This window comes from Streptomyces afghaniensis, assembly GCF_044327915.1.
GTDB lineage: Bacteria > Actinomycetota > Actinomycetes > Streptomycetales > Streptomycetaceae > Streptomyces > Streptomyces afghaniensis.
Map to the genome: position 1 here is coordinate 323,516 of NZ_JBIRGJ010000007.1, position 24,201 is coordinate 347,716.

17 protein-coding genes are annotated in these 24,201 nt (G+C 71.2%); 9 read left to right on the forward strand and 8 right to left on the reverse strand.

The genetic code is table 11. From position 1 onward, the window contains the following. Nucleotides 1–24 precede the first annotated feature (24 nt). From ACH4G3_RS27280 to ACH4G3_RS27295, 4 genes are read left to right on the forward strand one after another with little or no spacing between them, the layout of a single operon-like run. On the forward strand, nt 25–807 hold the full coding sequence (locus ACH4G3_RS27280) for an enoyl-CoA hydratase family protein (RefSeq protein WP_397626987.1): 783 nt from the start codon (nt 25–27) through the stop codon (nt 805–807). Continuing rightward, nucleotides 808–1,644: a CoA transferase subunit A gene (locus tag ACH4G3_RS27285; protein ID WP_397626988.1), complete on the forward strand. Its 837-nt coding sequence runs from the start codon at nt 808–810 to the stop codon at nt 1,642–1,644. Further along, a complete protein-coding gene (locus tag ACH4G3_RS27290) occupies nt 1,641–2,360 on the forward strand; it encodes a CoA-transferase subunit beta (RefSeq protein WP_397626989.1) in 720 nt (239 codons plus the stop codon). Before ACH4G3_RS27285 ends, ACH4G3_RS27290 begins: the two co-directional genes overlap by 4 nt. Next, nucleotides 2,360–3,409: an NAD(P)H-dependent flavin oxidoreductase gene (locus ACH4G3_RS27295; RefSeq protein WP_397627241.1), complete on the forward strand. Its 1,050-nt coding sequence runs from the start codon at nt 2,360–2,362 to the stop codon at nt 3,407–3,409. Before ACH4G3_RS27290 ends, ACH4G3_RS27295 begins: the two co-directional genes overlap by 1 nt. Here ACH4G3_RS27295 and ACH4G3_RS27300 read toward each other — a convergent pair. From ACH4G3_RS27300 to ACH4G3_RS27310, 3 genes are read right to left on the reverse strand one after another with little or no spacing between them, the layout of a single operon-like run. Then, entirely contained in the window at nt 3,393–4,550 is a 1,158-nt protein-coding gene (locus ACH4G3_RS27300) for an acetyl-CoA C-acetyltransferase (protein ID WP_397626990.1), read from the reverse strand. The genes ACH4G3_RS27295 and ACH4G3_RS27300 overlap by 17 nt on opposite strands. Before the next feature lie 23 nt (nt 4,551–4,573). Beyond that, nucleotides 4,574–5,197: a TetR/AcrR family transcriptional regulator gene (locus ACH4G3_RS27305; protein ID WP_397626991.1), complete on the reverse strand. Its 624-nt coding sequence runs from the start codon at nt 5,195–5,197 to the stop codon at nt 4,574–4,576. A 54-nt stretch (nt 5,198–5,251) separates the two neighbouring features. After that, complete coding sequence (locus ACH4G3_RS27310) at nt 5,252–6,034, reverse strand: SDR family oxidoreductase (protein WP_397626992.1); 783 nt, start codon at nt 6,032–6,034, stop codon at nt 5,252–5,254. 66 nt (nt 6,035–6,100) lie between these two features. Here ACH4G3_RS27310 and ACH4G3_RS27315 point away from each other — a divergent pair, with 66 nt between their 5' ends. Then, nucleotides 6,101–7,240, forward strand: coding sequence for an acyl-CoA dehydrogenase family protein (locus ACH4G3_RS27315; RefSeq protein WP_397626993.1), 1,140 nt, complete (start codon nt 6,101–6,103; stop codon nt 7,238–7,240). Then, complete coding sequence (locus ACH4G3_RS27320) at nt 7,240–8,211, forward strand: acyl-CoA dehydrogenase family protein (RefSeq protein ID WP_397626994.1); 972 nt, start codon at nt 7,240–7,242, stop codon at nt 8,209–8,211. The genes ACH4G3_RS27315 and ACH4G3_RS27320 overlap by 1 nt, the downstream gene beginning before the upstream one ends. Here the strand turns inward: ACH4G3_RS27320 and qcrB are convergent. Next, complete coding sequence (gene qcrB, locus ACH4G3_RS27325) at nt 8,183–9,841, reverse strand: cytochrome bc1 complex cytochrome b subunit (RefSeq protein WP_397626995.1); 1,659 nt, start codon at nt 9,839–9,841, stop codon at nt 8,183–8,185. The two genes, ACH4G3_RS27320 and qcrB, sit on opposite strands and share 29 nt — an antisense overlap. A gap of 122 nt (nt 9,842–9,963) precedes the next feature. Continuing rightward, nucleotides 9,964–10,698 carry a vWA domain-containing protein gene (locus ACH4G3_RS27330; protein ID WP_397626996.1) on the reverse strand — a complete coding sequence of 245 codons (735 nt, stop codon included), beginning with the start codon at nt 10,696–10,698 and terminating at the stop codon, nt 9,964–9,966. Nucleotides 10,699–10,818: 120 nt separating this feature from the next. On the opposite strand from ACH4G3_RS27330, the gene ACH4G3_RS27335 reads away from it, so the two are divergent. The 3 genes from ACH4G3_RS27335 to ACH4G3_RS27345 are packed head-to-tail and all read left to right on the forward strand — an operon-like array spanning nt 10,819 to nt 16,786. Continuing rightward, entirely contained in the window at nt 10,819–15,996 is a 5,178-nt protein-coding gene (locus tag ACH4G3_RS27335) for an HD domain-containing protein (protein ID WP_397626997.1), read from the forward strand. Then, nucleotides 15,993–16,334 (forward strand): hypothetical protein, encoded by a 342-nt coding sequence (locus ACH4G3_RS27340; RefSeq protein WP_397626998.1) that lies wholly within the window; start codon nt 15,993–15,995, stop codon nt 16,332–16,334. Before ACH4G3_RS27335 ends, ACH4G3_RS27340 begins: the two co-directional genes overlap by 4 nt. Beyond that, nucleotides 16,331–16,786, forward strand: coding sequence for a hypothetical protein (locus ACH4G3_RS27345; protein ID WP_397626999.1), 456 nt, complete (start codon nt 16,331–16,333; stop codon nt 16,784–16,786). The genes ACH4G3_RS27340 and ACH4G3_RS27345 overlap by 4 nt, the downstream gene beginning before the upstream one ends. A gap of 105 nt (nt 16,787–16,891) precedes the next feature. Here ACH4G3_RS27345 and ACH4G3_RS27350 read toward each other — a convergent pair whose 3' ends face one another. The 3 genes from ACH4G3_RS27350 to ACH4G3_RS27360 form a co-directional block, all read right to left on the reverse strand. Further along, nucleotides 16,892–18,355: a glutamate synthase subunit beta gene (locus ACH4G3_RS27350; RefSeq protein ID WP_397620017.1), complete on the reverse strand. Its 1,464-nt coding sequence runs from the start codon at nt 18,353–18,355 to the stop codon at nt 16,892–16,894. After that, nucleotides 18,348–22,898 (reverse strand): glutamate synthase large subunit, encoded by a 4,551-nt coding sequence (gene gltB, locus ACH4G3_RS27355; RefSeq protein ID WP_449657603.1) that lies wholly within the window; start codon nt 22,896–22,898, stop codon nt 18,348–18,350. The genes ACH4G3_RS27350 and gltB overlap by 8 nt, the downstream gene beginning before the upstream one ends. A gap of 438 nt (nt 22,899–23,336) precedes the next feature. Further along, nucleotides 23,337–24,068, reverse strand: coding sequence for a VIT1/CCC1 transporter family protein (locus ACH4G3_RS27360; protein WP_397627000.1), 732 nt, complete (start codon nt 24,066–24,068; stop codon nt 23,337–23,339). Nucleotides 24,069–24,201 lie beyond the last annotated feature (133 nt).

Here is a 24,201-nt window from a genome sequence, read left to right on the forward strand (position 1 = left end):
GGTGGAAAGGTAGCTGATGCGGCCATGGGTGTCTCCACCTCGCGCGAGGAGAAGGGCATAGCCGTCGTCACCGTCGACTTCCCGCCGGTGAACGCCCTGCCGGTGGCCGGCTGGTTCGCCCTGGCCGACGCGGTGCGCGCGGCCGGGCGCGACCCGGAGGTGCGGTGCGTGGTGCTGACGGCCGAGGGGCGGGGGTTCAACGCGGGCGTGGACATCAAGGAGATCCAGGCGGACGACGGGCACGGGACGCTGCTCGGCGCGAACAGCGGCTGCGCGGAGGCCTTCGCGGCGGTCTACGAGTGCGAGGTGCCGGTCGTCGCGGCCGTGCAGGGCTTCTGCCTGGGCGGCGGCATCGGCCTGGTGGGGAACGCGGACGCGATCGTGGCGAGCGAGGACGCGGTGTTCGGGCTGCCCGAGCTGGACCGCGGGGCGCTGGGCGCGGCCACGCACTTGGCCCGGCTGGTCCCCCAGCACCTGATGCGGGCGCTGTACTACACGGCGCGCACGGCGAGCGCGGCGGAACTGCACGCGCACGGATCGGTGTGGCGGGTGGTCACGCGCGAGGAACTACGGGCGGCCGCCCTGGAGCTGGCCCGCGAGATCGCCGCGAAGGACGGGCGGCTGCTCCGCCTGGCCAAGGCCGCCCTGAACGGCATCGACCCGGTCGACGTGCGCCGCAGCTACCGCTTCGAGCAGGGCTTCACCTTCGAGGCGGGGCTCAGCGGCGTGGGCGACCGGGTGCGAGGCACCTTCGGGAGTTCCGGGGGTTCCGGGAGTTCCGGGAGTTCCCGGAAGGAGGGCGCTTAGGTGAGTGACAAGACGATGACGGCCGACGAGGCCGTGTCCCGCCTGTCCAGCGGGATGACCCTCGGCATCGGCGGCTGGGGCTCGCGCCGCAAGCCCATGGCCCTGGTGAGAGCACTGCTCCGGTCCCGGATCACCGATCTCACGATCGTCTCGTACGGCGGCCCTGACGTCGGCATGCTGGCCGCCGCCGGGCGGATCCGGAAGCTGGTCACGGCCTTCGTCACCCTGGACTCGATCCCCCTGGAGCCGCACTACCGCGCGGCCCGGGAGCATGGCGCCTTCGCGCTGACGGAGATCGACGAGGCGATGTTCATGTGGGGCCTGCACGCGGCGGCGAACCGGCTGCCGTTCCTGCCCGTGCGGGCCGGCCTCGGCTCGGACGTGATGCGGGTCAACCCCGGCCTGCGGACGGTCACCTCACCGTACGAGGACGGGGAGACCTTCGTGGCGATGCCCGCCCTGCGCCTCGACGCGGCCCTGGTGCACGTGAACCGCGCCGACCCGCTGGGCAACGGGCAGTACCTGGGCCCGGACCCCTACTTCGACGATCTGTTCTGCGAGGCTGCGGACACGGCGTACGTCAGCTGCGAACGGATCGTCGACACGGCCGAGTTGACGAAGGCGGCACCGCCGCAGACCCTCCTGGTCAAGCGGCACACGGTGACAGGCGTCGTGGAGGCGCCGAACGGGGCGCACTTCACGTCCTGCGCGCCCGACTACGGCCGGGACGAGGCGTTCCAGAAGACGTACGCGACGACACCCTGGCCTCAGTTCGCCGGCCGCTTCCTCGCCGGGGACGAGCAGGCGTACCAGTCGGCCGTCAGGGAGGGGACATGACGGGCGTCACCCGCGCCGAGTACTGCGTGGTCGCGTGCGCCGAGGCCTGGCGGGGCGACGGTGAGGTGCTCGCGAGTCCCATGGGGCTGATCCCGTCCGTGGGTGCCCGGCTCGCCCGGCTCACCTTCGCGCCGGACCTGCTGCTGACCGACGGCGAGGCGCTGCTGGTCCGCCCGGACGGGACGACCGAGGGCTGGCTGCCGTACCGGCAGCATCTGGCCCTGGTCACCGGGGGCCGGCGGCACGTGATGATGGGCGCGAGCCAGATCGACCGGTTCGGCAACCAGAACATCTCCTGCATCGGCGACTGGGAGCGGCCCCGGCGGCAGCTGCTCGGCGTGCGCGGCGCACCGGTCAACACCCTCAACCATCCGACCAGTTACTGGATCCCGCGGCACTCCCGGCGGGTCTTCGTCGAGCGGGTCGACCTGGTCTGCGGAGTGGGGTACGACCACTCGGCCGGGGCACGTCACCACCGCATTCCGCGGGTCGTCTCCGACCTGGGCGTCTTCGACTTCGCCACCCCCGACCGCTCGATGCGGCTGGCCTCGCTGCATCCGGGTGTCACGGTGGAGCAGGTCAGGGAGGCGACGGGCTTCGAGCTGACCGTCCCCGACCAGGTGCCGCCGACCCGCGAGCCGACCGCCGAGGAGCTCCGGCTGATCCGCGAGGTCGTCGACCCGGCCGGCACGCGTACCAGGGAGGTCGCCGCGTGATGGAGACGGCACTGACCCGGCTGACCGGCGTCCGCCACCCCATCGTGCAGACCGGGATGGGCTGGGTGGCGGGGCCACGCCTGGTCTCCGCCACGGCGAACGCGGGCGCTCTCGGCATCCTCGCCTCCGCGACGATGACGCCCGCCCGGTTGCGCGCGGCCGTCCGGGAGGTCCGGGCCCGCACCGACGCTCCGTTCGGAGTGAACCTGCGCGCGGACGCGGCGGACGCCGGCGACCGGGTGCGGATCCTGATCGAGGAGGGCGTCCGGGTCGCCTCCTTCGCCCTGGCCCCCTCCCGGGAGCTGATCGGCGAGCTCAAGGAGGCCGGGGTCGTCGTCATCCCGACCGTGGGGGCGCGCCGGCACGCCGAGAAGGTCGCCGGGTGGGGCGCGGACGCGGTCCTCGTGCAGGGCGGGGAGGGCGGCGGGCACACCGGCGAGGTGGCCACGACGGTGCTGCTGCCGCAGGTGGTCGACGCCGTGGACATACCGGTCGTGGCGGCGGGCGGGTTCTTCGACGGGCGGGGACTGGTCGCGGCGCTGGCCTATGGCGCGGCGGGCGTCGCCATGGGCACGCGGTTCCTGCTCACCTCGGACTCGACGGTGCCGGAGGCGGTGAAGGCCCGGTACCTGGCGGCGACGGTGCGGGACGTGACGGTCACCAGGGCGGTGGACGGGCTTCCGCACCGCATGCTGCGCACGGAGCTGGTGGACGCGCTGGAGAACTCGGGCCATGTGCGGGCCCTGTTCCACGCGACGCGCAGGGCGTCCCGCTTCCGGCGGCTCTCCGGCCTCACCTGGCGTCGCATGGTCCGCGACGGTCTCGCCCTCAGGCACGGCAAGGACCTGACCTGGAGCCAGGTCCTGCTCGCCGCGAACACACCGATGCTCCTCAAGGCGTCCATGGTGGACGGCCGTACGGATCTCGGGGTGATGGCGTCCGGGCAGGTCGCCGGGGTGATCGGCGACCTGCCCTCGTGCGCGGAGCTGGTGGAGCGGATCATGCGGGAGGCCGAGGACACCCGCAGGCGTCTCACAGCCTCTCGATGATCGTCACATTGGCCTGTCCGCCGCCCTCGCACATGGTCTGCAGGCCGAACCGGCCGCCAGTGCGCTCCAGTTCGTGCAGCAGCGTCGTCATCAGCTTCACGCCGGTCGCGCCGAGCGGGTGACCCAGGGCGATGGCACCGCCGTTGACGTTGACCTTCTCCGGGTCCGCGCCGGTCTCCTTCAGCCAGGCCAGGACGACCGGGGCGAAGGCCTCGTTGATCTCCACGAGGTCGATGTCGCCGATGGTCATGCCGGTCTTCTTCAGGGCGTGGGCGGTGGCAGGGATCGGCGCGGTGAGCATGCGGATCGGGTCCTCGCCGCGCACCGAGAGATGGTGCACCCCCGCGCGGGGGGTGAGCCCGTGTTCGCGCACGGCCCGCTCGGAGGCCAGCAGCATCGCCGCCGCCCCGTCGGAGACCTGCGAGGAACAGGCGGCGGTGATCGTGCCGCCGTCGATGACCGGCTTGAGTCCGGCCATCTTCTCCAGGGAGGTGTCCCGGCGCGGGCCCTCGTCGGCCGTGACCTTCCCGTACGGCACGGTCTCGCGGTCGAAGCGGCCCTCGTCGATCGCCCGCACCGCCCGCTGATGGGACCGCAGGGCGAACTCCTCCTGGTCCCGCCTGTCGATCCCCCACTTCGCGGCGATCATCTCGGCGCCCGCGAACTGGTTGACGGGCTTGTCCCCGTACCGCGCCCGCCAGCCCGCACTGCCCGCGAACGGGCCCTCGGTCAGCCCCAGCGGCTCGGCGGCCTGCCGGGTGGCGAAGGCGATGGGGATCATCGACATGTTCTGCACCCCGCCGGCGACGACCAGGTCCTGGGTGCCGGACAGCACGGCCTGCGCCGCGAAGTGCACGGCCTGCTGCGAGGAACCGCACTGCCGGTCGACGGTCACGCCCGGCACCTCCTCGGGCAGCCCGGCCGCCAGCCAGCAGGTCCGCGCGATGTCCCCGGCCTGCGGCCCCACGGCGTCCAGGCAGCCGAGGACGACGTCCTCCACGGCGGCCGGGTCGACGCCGCAGCGGGTCATCAGCTCCTTGAGGACGTGGGCGCCGAGGTCAGCCGGGTGGACCCCGCTCAGTCCTCCCCCGCGCCGCCCGACGGGTGTACGGACCGCTTCGACGATGTAGGCCTCGGCCATGGCAACTCCCTGACAGACAATGGCTATTCGCGTACGGCGATCCCGTCCAGCACCATCGACAGGTACTGCCGGGCGATCTCGTCCGGGCTGTGCTGGCCGCCCGGGCGGTACCAGGACGCGGCCACCCACACCGTGTCGCGCACGAACCGGTAGGTGAGCCGGACGTCGAGGTCGGCCCGGAAGGCCCGCTCGGCGACGCCGCGCTCCAGGGTGGACAGCCACGCCTTCTCGAATCTGCGCTGCGACTCGGCGAGGAACGCGAACCGCTCCTGCGACACGAGCTGCTTGCTCTCCTTCTGGTAGATCGCGACGGCCGCGCGATGCCGGTCGATCTCCCGGAACGACTCGGTGACCAGGGCCTCAAGCGTCTTACGGGGCCCGAGTCCGGCACCCAGCACGGCGTCGTAGCCGTCCCAGAGCTCGTCGAGGAAGGTGCGCAGGATCTCCTCCAGCATCGACTCCTTGGAGTCGAAGTGGTAGTAGAGGCTGCCCGCGAGCATCCCCGCGTGGTCCGCGATCTTGCGGACGGTGGTGGCGTTGTAGCCCTGCTCGGCGAAAACCTCGGCGGCGGTGCCGAGGAGTTCGCTGCGGCGGTCCGGGGCGGCGGGGGGGTCGGCTGTCACCTGGGGCTTCTTCTTGGTCGGCACGCTGTCCATTGTCCTGGAGCCCTTCCGACGCTGCGGAGATCCATCAGAAGGGTCCTAGGGGTGCTGGTTGCTGACGGAGAGGACCTCGCCCGTCATGTACGAGGAGTAGTCCGACGCCAGGAACACGATCACGTTGGCCACCTCCCAGGGCTCGGCGCAGCGCCCGAAGGCCTCGCGGGCCGTCAGTTCCTCCAGCAGTTCGGGGGTCGTCACCTTCGCGAGGTGGGGATGCATGGCGAGGCTCGGCGACACCGCGTTGACCCGCACCCCGTACTCGGCGGCCTCGACGGCGGCGCACCGGGTCAGCGCCATCACTCCCGCTTTCGCGGCCGCGTAGTGCGCCTGTCCCGCCTGGGCGCGCCAGCCCACCACGGAGGCGTTGTTGACGATCACGCCGCCGGTGTTCCGCATCCGGCGCAGGGCGGCCCGGGTGCACCTGAAGGTGCCGTTCAAGGTCACGTCGAGGACCTTCGACCACTGCTCGTCGGTCATGTCGGCGAGCGGCGCGGTCCCGCCGAGGCCCGCGTTGTTGACGACCACGTCGAGCCGGCCGTGCTGCTGGACGGCGGTGTCGAACAGCGCCCGCACCTGCGACTCGTCGGTGACATCGCACACGGCGGACGCCACCGCGCCCCCGAACTCCCGGGACAGCTCCGCCTCGTACTCCTTCAGCCGCCGCGGGTGCGCGTCACTGATCAGCACGCGGGCGCCTTCCTCCAGGAGACGACGGGCGGTCGCCCCGCCGATCCCCGCGCCCGCCGCCGCGGTGATGACGGCCGTGCGCCCGCCGAGCAGCCCGTGTCCGGGAACCCTGGTCGGCGCCTCGACGTTTGTCATGGCAGCACGCTAACCTACCAAACACTTGTTAGGGAAGATACCGGTCCGGGAAGGAGGACGCCGGTCGTGGACCTCACCCACTCCCCCGCCGACGAGGCGTTCCGCGCCGAGGCCCGCGCCTGGCTGCACGCGCACGTGCCGTCCGAGCCGCTCCCCTCCCTGGAGACCGAGGACGGCTTCGCCGCTCACCGCGCCTGGGAGGCGGAGCTCGCCGCGGACGGCTGGTCGGTGGTGAACTGGCCGAGGGAGTACGGCGGCCGGGACGCCACGCTGGTCCAGTGGCTGCTGTTCGAGGAGGAGTACTACGCGGCGGGTGCACCCGGGAGGGTCGGCCAGAACGGCATCCATCTGCTAGCCCCGACGCTCTTCGATCACGGCACGCCCGAGCAGCGGGCCCGGGTGCTGCCCTCCATGGCCACCGGTGAGGTGATCTGGGCCCAGGCCTGGTCGGAGCCGGAGGCCGGCTCGGACCTGGCGTCCCTGCGCTCGAAAGCCGTGCGCACCGAAGGTGGCTGGCTGCTGACGGGACAGAAGACCTGGTCGTCCCGGGCCGCCTTCGCGGACCGCGCCTTCGGCCTGTTCCGCAGCGACCCGGACGCGCCGAAACCCCACCAGGGCCTTGCGTACCTGATGTTCGACCTGCGCGCCCCCGGCGTGACCGTCCGCCCCATCGCCCGCCTCGACGGAAAGCCGGCCTTCGCGGAGCTCTTCCTGGACGAGGTGTTCGTGCCGGACGAGGACGCGATCGGCGAGCCCGGCCAGGGCTGGCGGATCGCGATGTCGACGGCGGGCAGCGAACGCGGTCTGATGCTGCGCTCCCCCGGCCGCTTCCTCGCCGCCGCCGACCGGCTCCACCGGCTCTGGCGGGCACAGGGCAGCCCGGAGAGCGCCCGGGACCGCGTGGCCGACGCCCTGATCGGCGCCCGCGCCTACCAGCTGTTCACCTACGCCGCCGCCTCCCGCTTCCTGGACGGCGAGCCGATCGGTCCCGAGTCCAGCCTGAACAAGGTCTTCTGGTCGGAGTACGACATCGCGCTGCACGAGACGGCCCTCGACCTTCTCGGCGAGGAGGGCGAGCTCGCCGACACGGACTGGGCCGAGCGCTATGTCTTCTCCCTGGCCGGTCCCCTCTACGCCGGCACGAACGAGATCCAGCGCGACATCATCGCCGAGCGCCTGCTCGGACTGCCGAAGGGCCGCCGCTGATGCGTTTCCTCCTCGACGCCGAGCAGCGCGCCTTCGCCGCCTCGCTGGACGCCCTGCTCACGGCGGCGGACACACGGGCGGTGGTACGGGACTGGAGCCGGGGCGACCATACGAGCGGGCGGGCGCTGTGGTCCCGTGTCGCGCAGGCGGGCGTGTTCGCGCTGGCCGTTCCGGAGGCCCACGACGGCGGCCTGGGGCCGCGACCGGTGGAACTGGCCGTGGCGTTCGTGGAGTTGGGCCGCCACGCGGTACCGGGGCCGCTGGTCGAGACGGTCACGGCGGCGATGCTCCTCAGCGGTGCGGATCCGGGCACGGCCGAGCGACTGCTGCCGCCGCTGGCGTCGGGCGGGACGATCGCGACGGTAGGGGCCGGGACGTCGTACGCCCTCGACGGTGACGCAGCCGGTCTCCGTCTCGCCTGCTCCCCCGACGGCATCCGCCTGTCCCCCGGCCACGGTCCCGTCCGGCCCTCCCTCGACCCGGCCCGCCGCCTCACGCCCCTCGCCCCCGGCGGCGAACTCCTCCTTGCCGGGCCGCTCACGGAACAGGCCCTGGCCTGGGCCCGCCTCGCCACCGCCGCACAGGCCCTGGGCGTGGGCCTGGCACTCCTCGACCGGACCGTCGCCCACGTGAAGCAGCGCCGCCAGTTCGGGGTGCCCGTGGGGTCGTTCCAGGCGGTCAGGCACCGGCTGGCCGACGCCAAGACCGGCCTGGAGTTCGCCCGCCCGCTGGTGTTCGGGGCCGCCCTGACCATGCGGCCGGCCGAGGTCGCCGCCGCCAAGGCCGCCGCGTGCGAGGCGGCGTACAGCACCGCACGCACCGCACTGCAACTGCACGGCGCGATCGGCTACACGGCGGAGTACGGCCTGTCGCTGTGGCTGACCAAGGCCCGGGCCCTGCGCACCGCCTGGGGCGATCCCCACACGTGCCGGGCCCTGGTCGTCAGTGCGGCTGGTGATCGCCGCTGGTGATCTGCCGGTACTCCTCCACGGTCGGCTTCTCGATCCGCGCGTCCGGCCCGAACATCGCCTTCGCGAGCCGGGCGCGCAGCCGCTCGGACCGCTTGACCTTGCGGTGCACGCCGCCCGCGTCGACCACGGGCCCCATCACGTACGGCGGGCGCTGCTCGTGCTGAGTGAGGGTGAACAGCTCCGCCCGCGAGAGGGGCTCGTGCACCTCGATGTACTCGCCGTTCGGCAGCCGTTTGATGGTGCCGGTCTCCCTGCCGTGCAGCACCTTGGCGCGGTCGCGGCGCTGGAGGCCCATGCAGATCTTCTTCGTGACGATGAAAGCGACGACCGGCAGCACGAAGGCGCCGATCCGCACGAACCAGGTGATCACGTTGATGGACAGATGCAGATGCGTGGCCACGATGTCGTTGCCGCCGCCGATCAGCAGCACCGCGTACAGGGTCAGCCAGGCCACGCCCAGGCCGGTGCGCACGGGCGCGTTGCGCGGCCGGTCCAGGATGTGGTGCTCGCGTTTGTCGCCGGTGATCCACGCCTCGATGAAGGGATAGACACCGATGGCGAGCATGACCAGCGGGAAGAGCGCGAACGGGATGAACACGCCGAGCACCAGCGTGTGCCCCCACAGATTGATCTCCCATCCCGGCATCACCCGGATCAGCCCCTCCGAGAACCCCAGGTACCAGTCGGGCTGGGCGCCCGTGGTGACCAGGTCGGGGCGGTAGGGGCCGAAGGCCCACACGGGGTTGATCTGGGCGATCGCGCCCATGACGGTCAGGACGCCGAAGACGAGGAAGAAGAAGCCGCCCGCCTTGGCCATGTAGACCGGCAGGAAGGGCATCCCGACCACCGACCGCTCCTTGCGTCCGGGCCCCGGGAACTGGGTGTGCTTGTGGTAGAAGACCAGGATCAGATGGACGGTCACCAGGCCCAGCATGATCCCGGGCAGCAGCAGCACATGGACCGGGAAGAGGCGCGAGATGATGTCGTCGCCCGGGAACTCCCCGCCGAAGAGGAAGAACGCCACGTACGTCCCGACGATCGGGATCGACAGGATCGCGCCGTGGGCGAAGCGCAGGCCGGTGCCGGACAGCAGGTCGTCCGGGAGGGAGTAGCCGGTCAGGCCGGTGATGATGCCGAGCATCAGCAGGGTCCAGCCGAACACCCAGTTGAGCTCGCGCGGCTTGCGGAAGGCGCCCGTGAAGAACACCCGCATCATGTGCACCATCATGCCCGTGATGAACACCAGCGCCGCCCAGTGGTGGACCTGCCGCATCAGCAGCCCGCCGCGCACGTCGAAGCTGATGTCCAGGGTGGACTCGAACGCCCTGGACATGAGCACGCCGTTGAGCTCCGTGTAGGACCCCTGGTAGACGACCTCCTGCATGCTCGGCTCGAAGAACAGCGTGAGGTAGACGCCGGTGAGGATCAGGACCACGAAGCTGTAGAGGGTGACCTCGCCCAGCATGAAGGACCAGTGGTCCGGGAAGACCTTGCGCATGTTGGCCCTGGCCAGCCCGTAGAGCCCGAGCCGCCCGTCCGCCCAGTCGGCGAGCTTCTCGCCCTTGCCGGCCGGAGGGCTCCGGCGAGCGGAAGCCGTCCCGTACACCCGTCGTGCGCCGTCGTCGCCCATACGTCGTCGCCTCCCCATGGGATCCTTCCCAGCGTGGCACGGCAGCGCGGCGGCGCAAACGGGGCGTACGGGCGGTTGGGCCAAGGGGCGGGTCGGTTGGGCCAGGGGAGCGAGCAGGCAGCTCAGCGGCTGCCGGGATCCCGCACGATCCCCAGGGCCCTGGCAGCCACGAGCCACTTCGGGAACTCGCCCACCAGCCGGTCGTACAGCTCGGCGTCCGGCACCTTCCGCGGATCCTCACCCGCGTGGAAGAACCCGGCGTTGTCCACGACGCGCTTGCCCGGCACGGCCAGCTCGTCGAGCTTGCGCAGGAAGTCGAACTGCTTGCTGCCCGGGTCGCCGAAGCCGATGAACTGCCAGAACAGCGGCAGCCTCGCCGCCTTGCACAGGTACCGCTCCGCGGCGAGCTTGTTGATGGGCCCGCCGTCGGTCTGGAAGACCACGAGGGCCGGCTCGGTCGCCCCGCTGTCGAGGTAGTGGTCGATGACGGCGTCCATCGCCAGGTGGTAGCTGGTCTTGCCCATGTGCCCGAGCCCGGCCACGATCCGGTCGATCCGCCCCTGGTGGCCGGCCAGGGCGATCTCGGTCTCGGCGTCGACGTCGGTGGAGAAGAACACCACGGGCACGGTGCCGTCGTCGTCGAGGTGCGCCGACAGCCCGAGCACCCGGTCGGCCAGCGCCTGCACACTGCCGTCCTTGTAGTACGGCCTCATCGAGCCGGAGTGGTCGACCACGAGATAGACCGCGGCCCGCAGGCCGTCGAGGCCGTGATTGCGCAGCGACACCCCGGCGCTCTTGTACAGGCTGACCAGCGCGGGCGCGGTCTCCTCCACCTTGCTGAGACTGATCGCGGCCATCCGGGCCCTCCCCCCTCGGTCGCCGGCTGTCGATCACCGGGGACGGCTCCCGAGAGTACGGCACCCCGGCCCCCGTGCTCTGCGATGATGTCCTACTCGTGAATCGCATGAGGGGGACGCGTGAAACCGGGACAGGCTGAGGCCCCTGGAGCGGGCAGACGGCGGGCGTTGGTCGTCGGGGTGGGGCGGACCCCCGCGCTGGAGCGGGACGAGCATCTGGCCCGGCGTTTCCCCGCTCTGGACAGCGCCGTCGAGGACGTCGAACTGGTGAGCCGTGCGCTGCGCCAGTCACACTACGAGGTTCGGCCGCTGCACGATCCGGGCGGCTTCGAACTGCTCGGCGCCCTCCAGGAGTTCTTCGACGAGTGCTCCCCCGGCGACACGGCGTTCCTCTACGTGTCCTGTCACGGCACGACCGTCGGCAAGCGGGACCATCTCCTGCCCGCCGACGTACAGCCGGGCCGTACGGACCCGGCCGGTGGCCGGGCGCTCCTCGACCGCACGCTCATAGCCGCCGACCCCGAGGGACTGCTCGACGGGCTGCCCGCCGGCGTGACGATGGTCGTCTGCCTGGACATCTGCCGCACCGAGGAGCCCACGCCCCTGGCCGAGCAGAGCAGGAAGACCGTGCTCTCGGCCGCCGAGGACGTGTACTGGCTGTACAGCTGCAGCCGGGGCGAGCGCTCCTACGCCGACCCCCAGGAAGGCAGCTGGTTCGGCCGGGCGCTCGCCAAGGCGCTCGCGCCGACGACCCAGCCCACCACCTTCGCCGACCTCGTCCGCTACACCCGCACGACGGTGCGCCGGAACGCGTCCGACGCGGGCGTCATGCCGCCCACCGTCGACCGGTACTTCCCGCACGGCCTCAACGCGGAGGGCCCGGGCCCCGTGCTGTGCGAGGGCGCGCAGGAGGCGTACCGGTGGACGACCATGATCGAGCAGTCGTCCCTGTGGGAGTACACGTCGGGCACCCCGGCCGTGCACGAGCGGGTCAAGAAGCGGCTCGGCGAGCTGGTCGAGCACATCGTGGACTCCCTCTCCACCGAGGGTGCGCACCGCGACGACCCGTGGACCGACCCCACCTATCCGGTCCGGGTGGTCGACCGGACGGAGACCCTGGTCAAGCGGGCCCGTCTGGAGGGCCGCGACCAGCTCTCGCCCGCCGAGACGGCGGCGCTGCTCGCCGCGCCCGTCGTGCAGGAGGGCGTCGTCGCGATCGCGCTGGAAGAGCTGCGCCGGACGATGCCGGAGGGAATGGACGTCAAGAGCGCCGCGGACGATGCCCTCGAAGGCCACGACCGCCTGGTCCGGGACGCCGCCCACGACGTGGCCCGCGCGCACTCCCAGGTCCGGCGCACCGTCGCGACGCTGCGCCGCCGCGGTCTGAAGGAGCAGACGGCGGCCGCCGACCACTGGCTGCGGCACCGCTTCATCACCGACTGGGACCTGCTGTGGGAACGCACGGGCGACTACTCGGCCGTGGACACGATCCTCGACCTGCTGGTGAGCGCGATCCTGGACGCGGCCGCCGACCCCACCGGAGCACCGGTCAGAGAGGCGACCAGGCTCACCATCGACGGCCAGGTGCGCCAGGTCCTCGGCCATCTGACGGTCCACCCGAGCACCAGCCCGCGCATCAACGACGCACGCGGCGGGGACGACTGGAGCACCTACCCGCCGGTGCCCGGGAACCAGTGGCGCGCCTCGGACCTCGCCCGTCTGCTGTGGACGGCCGGCCTCCAGGCCGCCGACCCGCGCCGGATGTCGAGCGTCCTCGTCGACCACCTCGGCGCCCACGAACCCCTGGACCCGGACGACGTGGTGGCCGCCCTGTCCGCCGACTTCGGCTACGACGTGACGCTCCTGGGCGAACAGGACGACGGCCCCTACGAACTCACCGTCCGGTTCGCCTGCCCTCATCCGGCGCTGCACGTGGCCGTCGAGGAGCTCGCCGCGCGGACGAACGCGACGGTGAGCCTGCTGCACCAGGAGTGCCAGAAGGCCCGTACGACCCCGCCGGCCCTGCTGCGCGGATTCCCCGAGCGCGTCACCACCGACCAGCTCGTCCCCGTGGCCGAGCGGTACAAGCAGCCGCTGGAACGCTTCCGGCTGGCCGAGGACGAGATCCGGCCCCTGCTGATGGGCACCCAGCTCTACGGCGATCCCATGCTGGCGGTGCGCGAGCTGTACCAGAACGCCCTGGACGCCTGCCGCTACCGCGACATGCGCCGGCAGTACGGCGCGGCGCAGGGGCGGCCGGGGCCCGACTGGCAGCCGAGGATCACGTTCACCCAGGGCTGGGATGCCGACGGCAGGCCGTACATCGAGTGCACGGACAACGGTTCCGGCATGAACCGCGCCAAGCTGACCTCGATGTTCGCCCGCGCCGGCAAGCGGTACGAGCAGGACCCCGAGTTCGTCCAGGAACGCCGCAACTGGCGCCGCGCCGAACTCGGCGAGATGCCCCTCAACTCCCGTTTCGGCATCGGCGTGTTCAGCTACTTCATGCTGGCCGAGGAAGTCGTGGTCTGGACGAACCCGGTGGACCACTACGGCCGCGCACCCCGACTGGAGCCGCTGCGCGCCGACATCCAGTCGGGCTCGGGACTGCTGCGGATCGGCGAGGACCCGCATGTGGCGCTGGACGGGGGGACGCGGGTGCGGCTCTATCTGGGCGAGGACTCCACCGTCCCGCCCTCGTTGGTGGACACGCTGGAGTCCTTCCTGTGGGTCGCGGACTTCGAGGTGGAGGCACGGGAGCTCGCCAGGGACGACACCGGGACGGTCGTACGGCACCGGCGCTGGGAACCCGGAGCGCTCACGCCTCCCACCCCCAAGCCCTGGTACGGCGACGCCGTCCAGGGCGCCCGCGACATCTGGCTGGTGCAGGGGCAAGGCGGGTGGCTGCTGGACGGAGTGGTCATCAAGGACGCGCCGGAGTCGTACGGCCACATCGTCAATCTGCGGGAGCGGCACCGTCCGGAACCCAGTGTGGACCGCAACAGCCTGATCTCGTACGACCGTGAGGCGGTGACGTCCGAGCTGCTGAAGGCCGCGCCGAGGGCCGCCGCGCGGTGGCGGAAGGTCCTGCTGTCATGGCTGTGGGAGCTCGCCGCGAAGTCGCCCCGGCTCGCCCTCGCAGTGCTCGACTCGCTGCCCGGCGACACCGTGGCCATCATCTTTCCTCCGGGAGCCAGTCCCCACCAGACCCTGCCGCGTACGGTGCCTCTCACGACTGTGGGGTGCCTGCCCATGGACGAGAACGCCGGGAACAGCCGGGGCCCCTGGCGCGGGCAGCTCGACGATTACCAGAGCGCCCTCGCCAGACAGTGGCAGAAGGCACGGCTCGCCCTCCACCCGGGCGGTAAGTCCTTCCTGCCGCCCGGGTACCCCCGCCCGGCCGCGATGGACGCGATCCTCTTCCCGAAGGACGCCACCCCGCGCGGATGGGAGACGGTGCTGCGCGCCGCACATGTGACGGACACGGCGTCGGCAGAGCCGCTCAAGGCCCTGCGCCGCTACGCGATCCTGGGTTTGGAGGTTCCCGCCGCGGCGGACATCCGCGCACTGCGGACCGCACGGCCCACGACGCAACTGGTGGAGCTGTCCGAAATGTGGCGTTCCCTGCTGCTCGCGAGGTCGTGGACCAAACCAGCCCGGTACGCCCCGCTCCTGCTGATCGCCGCGCGACACCGCCTGACCCTCGGGGACGCGGTCGCCCTCCTGGAGGAACTCCGGACCTTGCAGTCCGAGTTGCCGCCCCCGCCCGCCCTGGATGCCGACCTGGCCGCCGAGGTCCCCACCCGGGGTGACGCCGCGCTGCTGGTGAGCAAGGAGTTGGACGAGGAACTGCACGTGTGGCCCGGTGAGCTGGGGGTGGTCGACCTTCTCGCCCGGGCCGAACCCGGAGTGCCCGTCAGCGACCTGGCGGCTCGTGTCCGGCGGTTCGAGCCGCTCGGCTTCTCGCTGCGGGAAGACCCCTCGCCCGCCGCCATCGAGCACGGACCGTTCGATGCGATGGAGCGTTCCCTGTTCTCCCGGTCGCTCGGTGTCCGCCTGGACAGGGCCCGATGGCGTGAGGACGATCTCCGCATCGCCGATCTGCTGCTGCTGGCCGCGGAGTTGCAGACTCCGCCCAGGGAGGTGGCGTCACGTCTGAACGCCCTCACTCCGGTGACCGGGATCCGCGCCGACGAGCCGCCCGCCGAGGTGGCCGACTGGATCCCCTCCTCCCTGGCGGCCGAGGTACTCACCGTTATCCGTGGCCGTGGCACCGCTGTCGCGCCCTGGGAGTTCATCAGGGTCATCACGCGCCGGGCCTCTCGCACCCCGAGCCTGTCGCCCAGGTCGGACATCGACCTCGACGAGATCGACAAGATCCTGCGGCTCCTGAGCACGGCGGGACTGCTCGCCCCGGGCTTCGAGGACCGCATCGAGGAGACCGTGCGGCAACTGGAGGTCTGGGACCATCCCCTCACCCGTGGCCACACGATCGAGGCGTCCGGCAGGCAGCTGGACGAGCAGGGCGTGACACCCCCGGTTCTCGTCCAGCTGAGCGCCACGGAGCGGCGCCCCATCGGCGACATCGTGCGGCGGCTGACAGGACCGGACCAGATCCTGCCCGTCTCCGTCACCCAGCCGGACCCCGCAGTCCTGGACCTGCAAGCGACCAACCAGGACGTCTCCGCGCTCCTGTGGCATCCGTCGAAGGAATTCCTGCCGAACCACCGGCTCCGCCGGCTGCTGCACCACGCGTACAGCACGCGCCGCACCCTCGCCGCCTCCATCGAGCACCTCGCCCGGTTCGTCCCGCTCGGTGGCCCGCCGCCCCCCTGCGCTCCCGACGCCCCCGGGTTCGCGGCCGTACGGGACCTCGAACCGGACCTGTACGACCTCGCCGCCTTCAGCCCGGGTCTCCTGGGCGTCGACGGCGAGTCCTGCGCCCTCGGCCCCCTCGAACTCGTCCGCACCGCCGGCCGCTTCGACTGGACCCTCGCCAGGACGTACGACCGCTACGCCCCCTTCGCCTGCCTCGGCCTGGACGTCACCGTCGGCAGGCCCGAGGGCGAGGTGGCCGACCGCGTCCCCGACTGGCAGGACCTGATCATCCTCACGGAGCAGCTCACCGGCCGGGCCCCCGCCCTGGCCGGCTCCGTCTCCCGGGACCACATCACGCTCTGCGCGGAGGAGACGGATCTGCCCGAGAGCCAGGTGCGCGAGCGGCTGGCCCGGTACGCGGCCCTCTTCTCCCTCGAACTGCCCGCCGAAGCCCCGCACCTGGAAGGCACCGCCGAGTGACGCCCCCGATCGAGTACGACCCCGACGCCTTCCACGCCCCCGTCCTCACCTTCCGGTGGGTCGTGCGCAGGAACGGCGACGACGCCCAGTACGAAGCCTCCGGGACCTGCCCGGTCTGCACCTGCCCGATGACGAGGACGTGGACCTTCGGGCAGCCCCCGGTCGCCAAGGGCGGCTTCTTCAACCGGCGGGAGGAGCCGGGGCCCGCGCCGTTCTACACCCTGTGCCAGTGCCGCACCCTGCACATGAACCGCCCCGCGAGCGAGCCGCGGGGGTGCGGCGCCCTGCTGACCATCGCGGCGCCGCCCTCGCCCGGACAGTCGGGGGCGACGCCATGACCTTCACGCCCACGCCGCAGCAGCTCCGCGACGCGGACCGCCGCTGCCGCGAGATGGCCTCTCCGGAGCGGCAGTTGCAGGCGGCGCTGCACCAGGCCGAGGGGTACCGCAACTTCCTCGCGACGCTCACGGGCCTGCTCGCGGCGGTGTTCGTGCTGAAGGGCCAGGAGGATCTGAGCAAGCTGGCGGACACGCCCCGCTGGTGGGTGACCGGGCTGCTGATCACCGGGTTCCTCGCCCTGATCACCGCGTCCTGGCTGGGCGTTCTGGCCGTGCACGGACGGCCCGGTGAGGAGGTCCTGCTGGAGGCGGGCCGGCTGCTGCGCTACGAGAAGAAGCGGACCAAGACCGTCTGGCTGCTGGTCGAGTGCGCGCGCTGGCTCGCCCTGGCCGGTGTCCTGTGCGTCGCCGCCGCGGTGATCGTCACGTGGGTCGCGCCCGGCGGAAAGTAGCGGGGAAAGGCGACAGCGCCTGCCCGTTCGTCCGGTCGGGGACTGTGGGGCAGGCGCCGTCAGTGTTCCGTACGCCTTTGTACGGGACGTCTTTTCGGTGGTCCGTCAGACCATCAGCGCGCGGTCCGTGGGACGGATCGGCGCCGGCAGCTCACTGGCGCCCGTGAGGTGGCGGTCCACCCCGCGCGCCGCCGAGCGGCCCTCGGCGATCGCCCACACGATGAGCGACTGGCCGCGGCCCGCGTCACCGGCGACGAACACGCCCGGCACGTTGGTCTGGTAGTCGTCGTCACGGGCGATGTTGCCGCGCTCGTCGAGCTCCAGGCCGAACTGCTCGACCAGGCCGTTCTCCCGGTCGGTGCCGGTGAAGCCCATGGCGAGGGTGACCAGCTGGGCGGGGATCTTGCGCTCCGTGCCCGGCTTCGGGGTCAGCCGGCCGTCGATGAACTCCACCTCGGTGAGGTGCAGCCACTGCACGTTGCCGTCCTCGTCGCCCTCGAAGTGGGTCGTCGAGACCGAGTAGACGCGCTCGCCACCCTCCTCGTGGGCCGAGGTGACCTTGTAGAGCATCGGGAAGGTCGGCCAGGGCTGGTTGACCGGGTGCCGCTCGTCGTTCGGGCGGGGCATGATCTCCAGCTGTGTGACGGAGGCCGCGCCCTGGCGGTGGGCGGTGCCGACGCAGTCGGCGCCGGTGTCGCCGCCGCCGATGACCACGACGTGCTTGCCCTCGGCCGAGATCGGGGGCGCCACGAAGTCGCCCTCCTGCACCTTGTTGGACAGGGGCAGGTACTCCATGGCCTGGTAGATGCCCTTGAGCTCGCGGCCGGGCACCGGCAGGTCACGGGCCGTGGTGGCGCCGACGGCCAGGACGACCGCGTCGTACCGCTTCTTCAGGTCCGTGGCCTTCAGGTCGCGGCCGATCTCGATGCCCGTGCGGAAGCGGGTGCCCTCCGCGCGCATCTGCTCGATACGGCGGTTGATGTGCCGCTTCTCCATCTTGAACTCGGGGATGCCGTACCGGAGGAGGCCTCCGATGCGGTCCGCGCGCTCGTAGACGGCGACCGTGTGGCCGGCCCGGGTCAGCTGCTGGGCGGCGGCCAGGCCCGCGGGGCCGGAGCCGATGACGGCGACGGTCTTGCCGGACAGGCGCTCCGGGATCTGCGGGGCGACGTCCCCGGTCTCCCACGCCTTGTCGATGATCGAGACCTCGACGTTCTTGATGGTGACCGGCGGCTGGTTGATGCCGAGCACACACGCCGACTCACACGGAGCGGGGCACAGACGGCCCGTGAACTCCGGGAAGTTGTTCGTCGCGTGCAGGCGTTCCGAGGCGGCGGCCCAGTCCTCGCGGTAGGCGTAGTCGTTCCACTCGGGGATCAGGTTCCCGAGCGGGCAGCCGTTGTGGCAGAACGGGATGCCGCAGTCCATGCAGCGGCTGGCCTGCTTGCTGATGATCGGCAGCAGGGAGCCGGGGACGTAGACCTCGTTCCAGTCCTTGACGCGCTCCTCGACGGGGCGGGACTTGGCGACCTCGCGCCCGTGGTTCAGGAAGCCCTTCGGGTCAGCCATTGATCGCCGCCTCCATCATCTTCTCGTGGGTCTCGGTCTCGGAGAGACCGGCTCGCTCGGCGGCGTCCTTGGCGGCGAGCACTGCCTTGTACGTGCTGGGGATGATCCTGCTGAAGCGCTCGACGGCGGTGTCCCACTCGGCCAGGAGCTTCTCGGCGACGGTGGAGCCCGTCTCCTCCTGGTGGCGGCGGACCACGTCGTGCAGCCACTGCTTGTCGGTGTCGTCCAGCGCCTCGACCGCGTCCAGGTTGCCGACGTTGACGTTGTCGCGGTCCAGGTCGATGACGTACGCGATACCGCCGGACATACCGGCCGCGAAGTTGCGGCCCGTCTCGCCCAGCACGACCGCGTGACCACCGGTCATGTACTCGCAGCCGTGGTCGCCCACGCCCTCGGAGACGACCGTCGCACCGGAGTTGCGGACGCAGAAGCGCTCGCCGACCTTGCCGCGCAGGAACATCTCGCCGCCGGTCGCGCCGTAGCCGATGGTGTTGCCGGCGATGACGCTGTACTCGGCGAGGTGGTCGGCCGCGCGGTCCGGGCGGACCACGATCCGGCCGCCCGAGAGGCCCTTGCCGACGTAGTCGTTGGCGTCGCCCTCCAGGCGCAGCGTGACACCGCGCGGCACGAACGCGCCGAACGACTGGCCGGCGGAGCCGGTGAAGGTGATGTCGATGGTGTCGTCGGGCAGGCCCGCGCCACCGAACTTCTTCGTCACCTCGTGGCCGAGCATGGTGCCGACCGTGCGGTTGATGTTGCGGATCTGCACCTGCGCGCGGACCGGCTGGGCCTCGGTGGCGTCCGAGGCGGACAGGGCGTCCGCGGCCAGCTTGATCAGCTGGTTGTCGAGCGCCTTCTCCAGACCGTGGTCCTGGGCGATCAGCTGGTGGCGGACCGCGCCCTCGGGCAGCTCGGGCACGTGGAACAGCGGCTCCAGGTCCAGGCCCTGCGCCTTCCAGTGGTCGACCGCGCGGGTGACGTCGAGGGCCTCGGCGTGGCCGACGGCCTCCTCGATGGAGCGGAAGCCCAGCTCGGCGAGGAGCTCGCGGACCTCTTCGGCGATGTACGTGAAGAAGTTCACGACGTACTCGGCCTTGCCGTTGTACCGCTCGCGCAGCACCGGGTTCTGCGTGGCGATGCCGACCGGGCAGGTGTCCAGGTGGCAGACGCGCATCATGACGCAGCCGGAGACGACGAGCGGCGCGGTCGCGAAACCGAACTCCTCGGCGCCGAGCAGCGCGGCGATGACCACGTCACGGCCGGTCTTCAGCTGGCCGTCGGTCTGCACGACGATGCGGTCGCGCAGACCGTTGAGCAGCAGCGTCTGCTGGGTCTCGGCGAGGCCGAGCTCCCAGGGGCCGCCCGCGTGCTTCAGCGAGGTGAGCGGCGAGGCGCCCGTACCGCCGTCGTGGCCGGAGATGAGGACGACGTCCGCGTGAGCCTTGGAGACACCCGCGGCGACCGTGCCGACGCCGACCTCGGAGACCAGCTTGACGTGAATCCGCGCCTGCGGGTTCGCGTTCTTCAGGTCGTGGATCAGCTGGGCCAGGTCCTCGATGGAGTAGATGTCGTGGTGCGGAGGCGGCGAGATGAGGCCGACGCCCGGCGTCGAGTGCCGCGTCTTGGCGACCCACGGGTAGACCTTGTGGCCGGGCAGCTGGCCGCCCTCGCCGGGCTTGGCGCCCTGGGCCATCTTGATCTGGATGTCGTCGGAGTTGACCAGGTACTCGGAGGTCACACCGAAGCGGCCGGAGGCGACCTGCTTGATGGACGACCGGCGGGCCGGGTCGTACAGGCGCTCCGGGTCCTCGCCGCCCTCACCGGTGTTGGACTTGCCGCCCAGCTGGTTCATGGCGATGGCGAGGGTCTCGTGCGCCTCCTGCGAGATGGAGCCGTACGACATGGCGCCCGTCGAGAACCGCTTGACGATCTCGGAGACCGGCTCGACCTCGTCGATCGGAATGGGCTTCCGGTCGGACTTGAAGCCGAAGAGCCCGCGGAGCGTCATCAGCCGCTCGGACTGCTCGTTCACGCGCTCGGTGTACTTCTTGAAGATGTCGTAGCGGCCGGAGCGCGTGGAGTGCTGGAGACGGAAGACCGTCTCCGGGTCGAACAGGTGCGGCTCGCCCTCGCGGCGCCACTGGTACTCGCCGCCTATGTCCAGCGCCCGGTGCGCCGGGGCGATGCCGGAGGCCGGGTAGGCCTTGGCGTGCCGGGCGGCGACCTCCTTGGCGATGACGTCGATGCCGACGCCGCCGATCTTGGTGGCCGTGCCGTTGAAGTACTTCTCGACGAAGGCCTCGTCGAGACCGACGGCCTCGAAGACCTGGGCGCCGCGGTAGGACGCGACGGTCGAGATGCCCATCTTGGACATGACCTTCAGCACGCCCTTGCCGAGGGCGTAGATGAGGTTGCGGATGGCCTTCTCGGGCTCGATGCCGGGGAGGAACGTCCCTGCGCGGACCAGGTCCTCGACGGACTCCATCGCCAGGTACGGGTTGACGGCGGCGGCGCCGTAGCCGATGAGCAGGGCGACGTGGTGGACCTCGCGGACGTCGCCGGCCTCGACCAGCAGGCCCACCTGGGTGCGCTGCTTGGTGCGGATGAGGTGGTGGTGGACGGCCGCGGTGAGCAGCAGCGACGGGATCGGCGCGTGCTCGGCGTCCGAGTGGCGGTCCGACAGGACGATCAGGCGGGCGCCGTTCTCGATGGCGGCGTCGGCCTCGGCGCAGATCTCGTCGATCCGCGCGGCCAGCGCGTCACCGCCGCCGTGCACCCGGTACAGGCCGGACAGGGTCGCGGCCTTGAAGCCGGGCATGTCGCCGTCGGCGTTGATGTGGATGAGCTTGGCCAGCTCGTCGTTGTCGATCACCGGGAACGGCAGCAGGACGCTGCGGCAGGACGCGGCCGACGGCTCCAGCAGGTTGCCCTGCGGGCCCAGCGAGGAGCGCAGCGAGGTGACGAGCTCCTCGCGGATCGCGTCCAGCGGCGGGTTGGTGACCTGCGCGAACAGCTGGGTGAAGTAGTCGAAGAGCAGGCGCGGGCGGTCCGACAGCGCGGCGATCGGCGAGTCGGTGCCCATCGAGCCGATCGGCTCGGCACCGGCCTTGGCCATCGGCGCGAGGATGACGCGCAGCTCCTCCTCGGTGTAGCCGAAGGTCTGCTGGCGGCGGGTGACCGAGGCGTGGGTGTGGACGATGTGCTCGCGCTCGGGCAGGTCGGAGAGCTCGATCTCACCGGCCTCGATCCACTCCGCGTACGGCTTCTCGGCGGCGAGCTCGGCCTTGATCTCGTCGTCCTCGATGATGCGGTGCTCGGCGGTGTCGACGAGGAACATCCGGCCGGGCTGGAGGCGGCCCTTGCGGACGACCTTGGCCGGGTCGATGTCCAGGACGCCGACCTCGGAGCCGAGGACGACGAGGCCGTCGTCGGTGACCCAGTAGCGGCCGGGGCGCAGTCCGTTGCGGTCGAGGACGGCGCCGACCTGGGTGCCGTCGGTGAAGGTGACACAGGCCGGACCGTCCCAGGGCTCCATCATCGTGGAGTGGAACTGGTAGAAGGCGCGCCGGGCCGGGTCCATGGAGTCGTGGTTCTCCCACGCCTCCGGGATCATCATCAGCACGGAGTGCGGCAGCGAACGGCCGCCCAGGTGCAGCAGCTCCAGGACCTCGTCGAAGGAGGCGGAGTCGGAGGCGTCCGGCGTGCAGACCGGGAAGATCCGCTCTATGGCCTTGTCGTCGGAACCGAACAGGTCCGAGACGAGCTGCGACTCGCGGGCCACCATCCAGTTGCGGTTGCCCTTGACGGTGTTGATCTCACCGTTGTGCGCGACGAAGCGGTAGGGGTGGGCCAGCGGCCAGGACGGGAACGTGTTCGTCGAGAACCGGGAGTGCACGAGCGCGATCGCGGAGGCGAACCGGCGGTCGGACAGGTCCGGGAAGAAGGGCTCCAGCTGGCCGGTGGTCAGCATGCCCTTGTAGACGATGGTCCGCGCGGACAGCGACGGGAAGTACACGCCGGCCTCGCGCTCGGCGCGCTTGCGCAGCACGAAGGCCTTGCGGTCGAGGGCGATACCCGTCGCGGGCGCGGCAGCGCCGTCGCTGACGAAGATCTGGCGGAAGACCGGCATGGTCGACCGGGCGGTGGCACCCAGCAGCTGGGGAGCGACCGGCACCTCGCGCCAGCCGAGGACGGTCAGGCCCTCATCGGCCGCGATCGTCTCGATCTGCGAGACGGCGTCGTCGGCGGAGTCCTCCGGCAGGAAGGCGGTGCCGACGGCGTAGGCGCCGGCCTCGGGCAGTTCGAATCCGGCCACGTCACGGAAGAAGGCGTCCGGGACCTGGGACAGGATGCCGGCGCCGTCGCCGGAGTCGGGCTCGGAGCCGGTGGCACCGCGGTGTTCGAGGTTGCGCAGGACGGTCAGAGCCTGCTCGACCAGGGTGTGGGACGCCTCGCCGGTAAGGGTGGCGACGAAGCCGACGCCACAGGCGTCGTGCTCGTTGCGGGGGTCGTACATACCCTGCGCAGCAGGGCGAGCATCCATGAAGGACCAGTTCTGGCCATTCGCGGAGTGCTGGGACGGCTGGCGCGGCGTACGCATCGGCTCTCCCGTCGTCGTCATGTGGCATGTGCAAGTGCCGAGGGACGACGTTGGCCCTCGCGTGATCGCAAAATTTCGTGCAGGTTACATGATGGAGCGGTTCTCGGGAAGCGGGATAATCCGTTCCAACATGCGGACACCGGCGGCTCGCGGCGGGGGTACCGCACCGACGGTGGAAGCTATGGGGGGCCTGTACGGAACGACCGGGTGAGATCGATACCCGTCGGGCCCGAGAGCGGGACAGGCGTCTTCGCCCACCCCGCTGAGTGCGTCCACGGGCCTCATTGCCCGCAGCGCTTACGGCTCATGCCCGGTGATTGCGTATTCGAAACCAGCGAGTAACGGCTACTTATGCGGCCCATCGCATAAGTCCGAGCCGAGCTATCCTACGGCCGTCCCGAACAAGCTGCCCAGGGCGTACGTCACACCGGCCGCCGCGCCGCCCAGGAACAGCTGCCGCAGCCCGCTGTACCACCAGGTCCGTGCCGTCACCTTGGCCACCACCGCGCCGCACAGGAAAAGCCCGAGCAGCGCCAGCAGCACCGCCGGCCAGAGGCTGCTCGCACCCAGCAGATAAGGCAGTACGGGGATCAGCGCGCCCAGCGCGAAGGAGCCGAAGCTCGACACCGCGGCCACCGTGGGCGAGGGCAGATCGGCGGGGTCGATGCCCAGCTCCTCCCGGGCATGGATCTCCAGCGCCTGCTCGGGGTCCTTCGACAACTGCCGGGCGACCTCCTCGGCCAGCCGCGGCTCGACCCCGCGCGCCCGGTAGAGCGCGGCGAGCTCGGCCTGCTCGCACTCCGGGTGCTTGCGCAGCTCGCGCCGCTCCACGTCCAGCTCGGCCTCGACGAGCTCGCGCTGCGAAGCGACGGAGGTGTACTCGCCGGCCGCCATGGAGAAGGCGCCGGCGGCCAGGCCCGCGAGTCCGGTGAGGACGACGGTGTGCTGACTGACCGAGCCGCCCGCGACACCGGTCATCAGGGCCAGGTTGGAGACGAGACCGTCCATCGCACCGAACACCGCGGGACGCAGCCAGCCGCCGTTCACGTCCCGGTGGGTGTGGTTGTCCCGGTGCGCCTCGTGCAGCGCCGCCTCGGTCTCGATGATGGCCATGAAAAGTCCCCGATCCCCTTACCGAACCAAGCTTCTCTGGACGAGTTCCAGATTTTTACAACACACAAAGTACGCCGTGAATTCCGGCGCCGCCAGCAAGGAAAGGCTGCGCTAACCTGCGGTTTTACCCTTC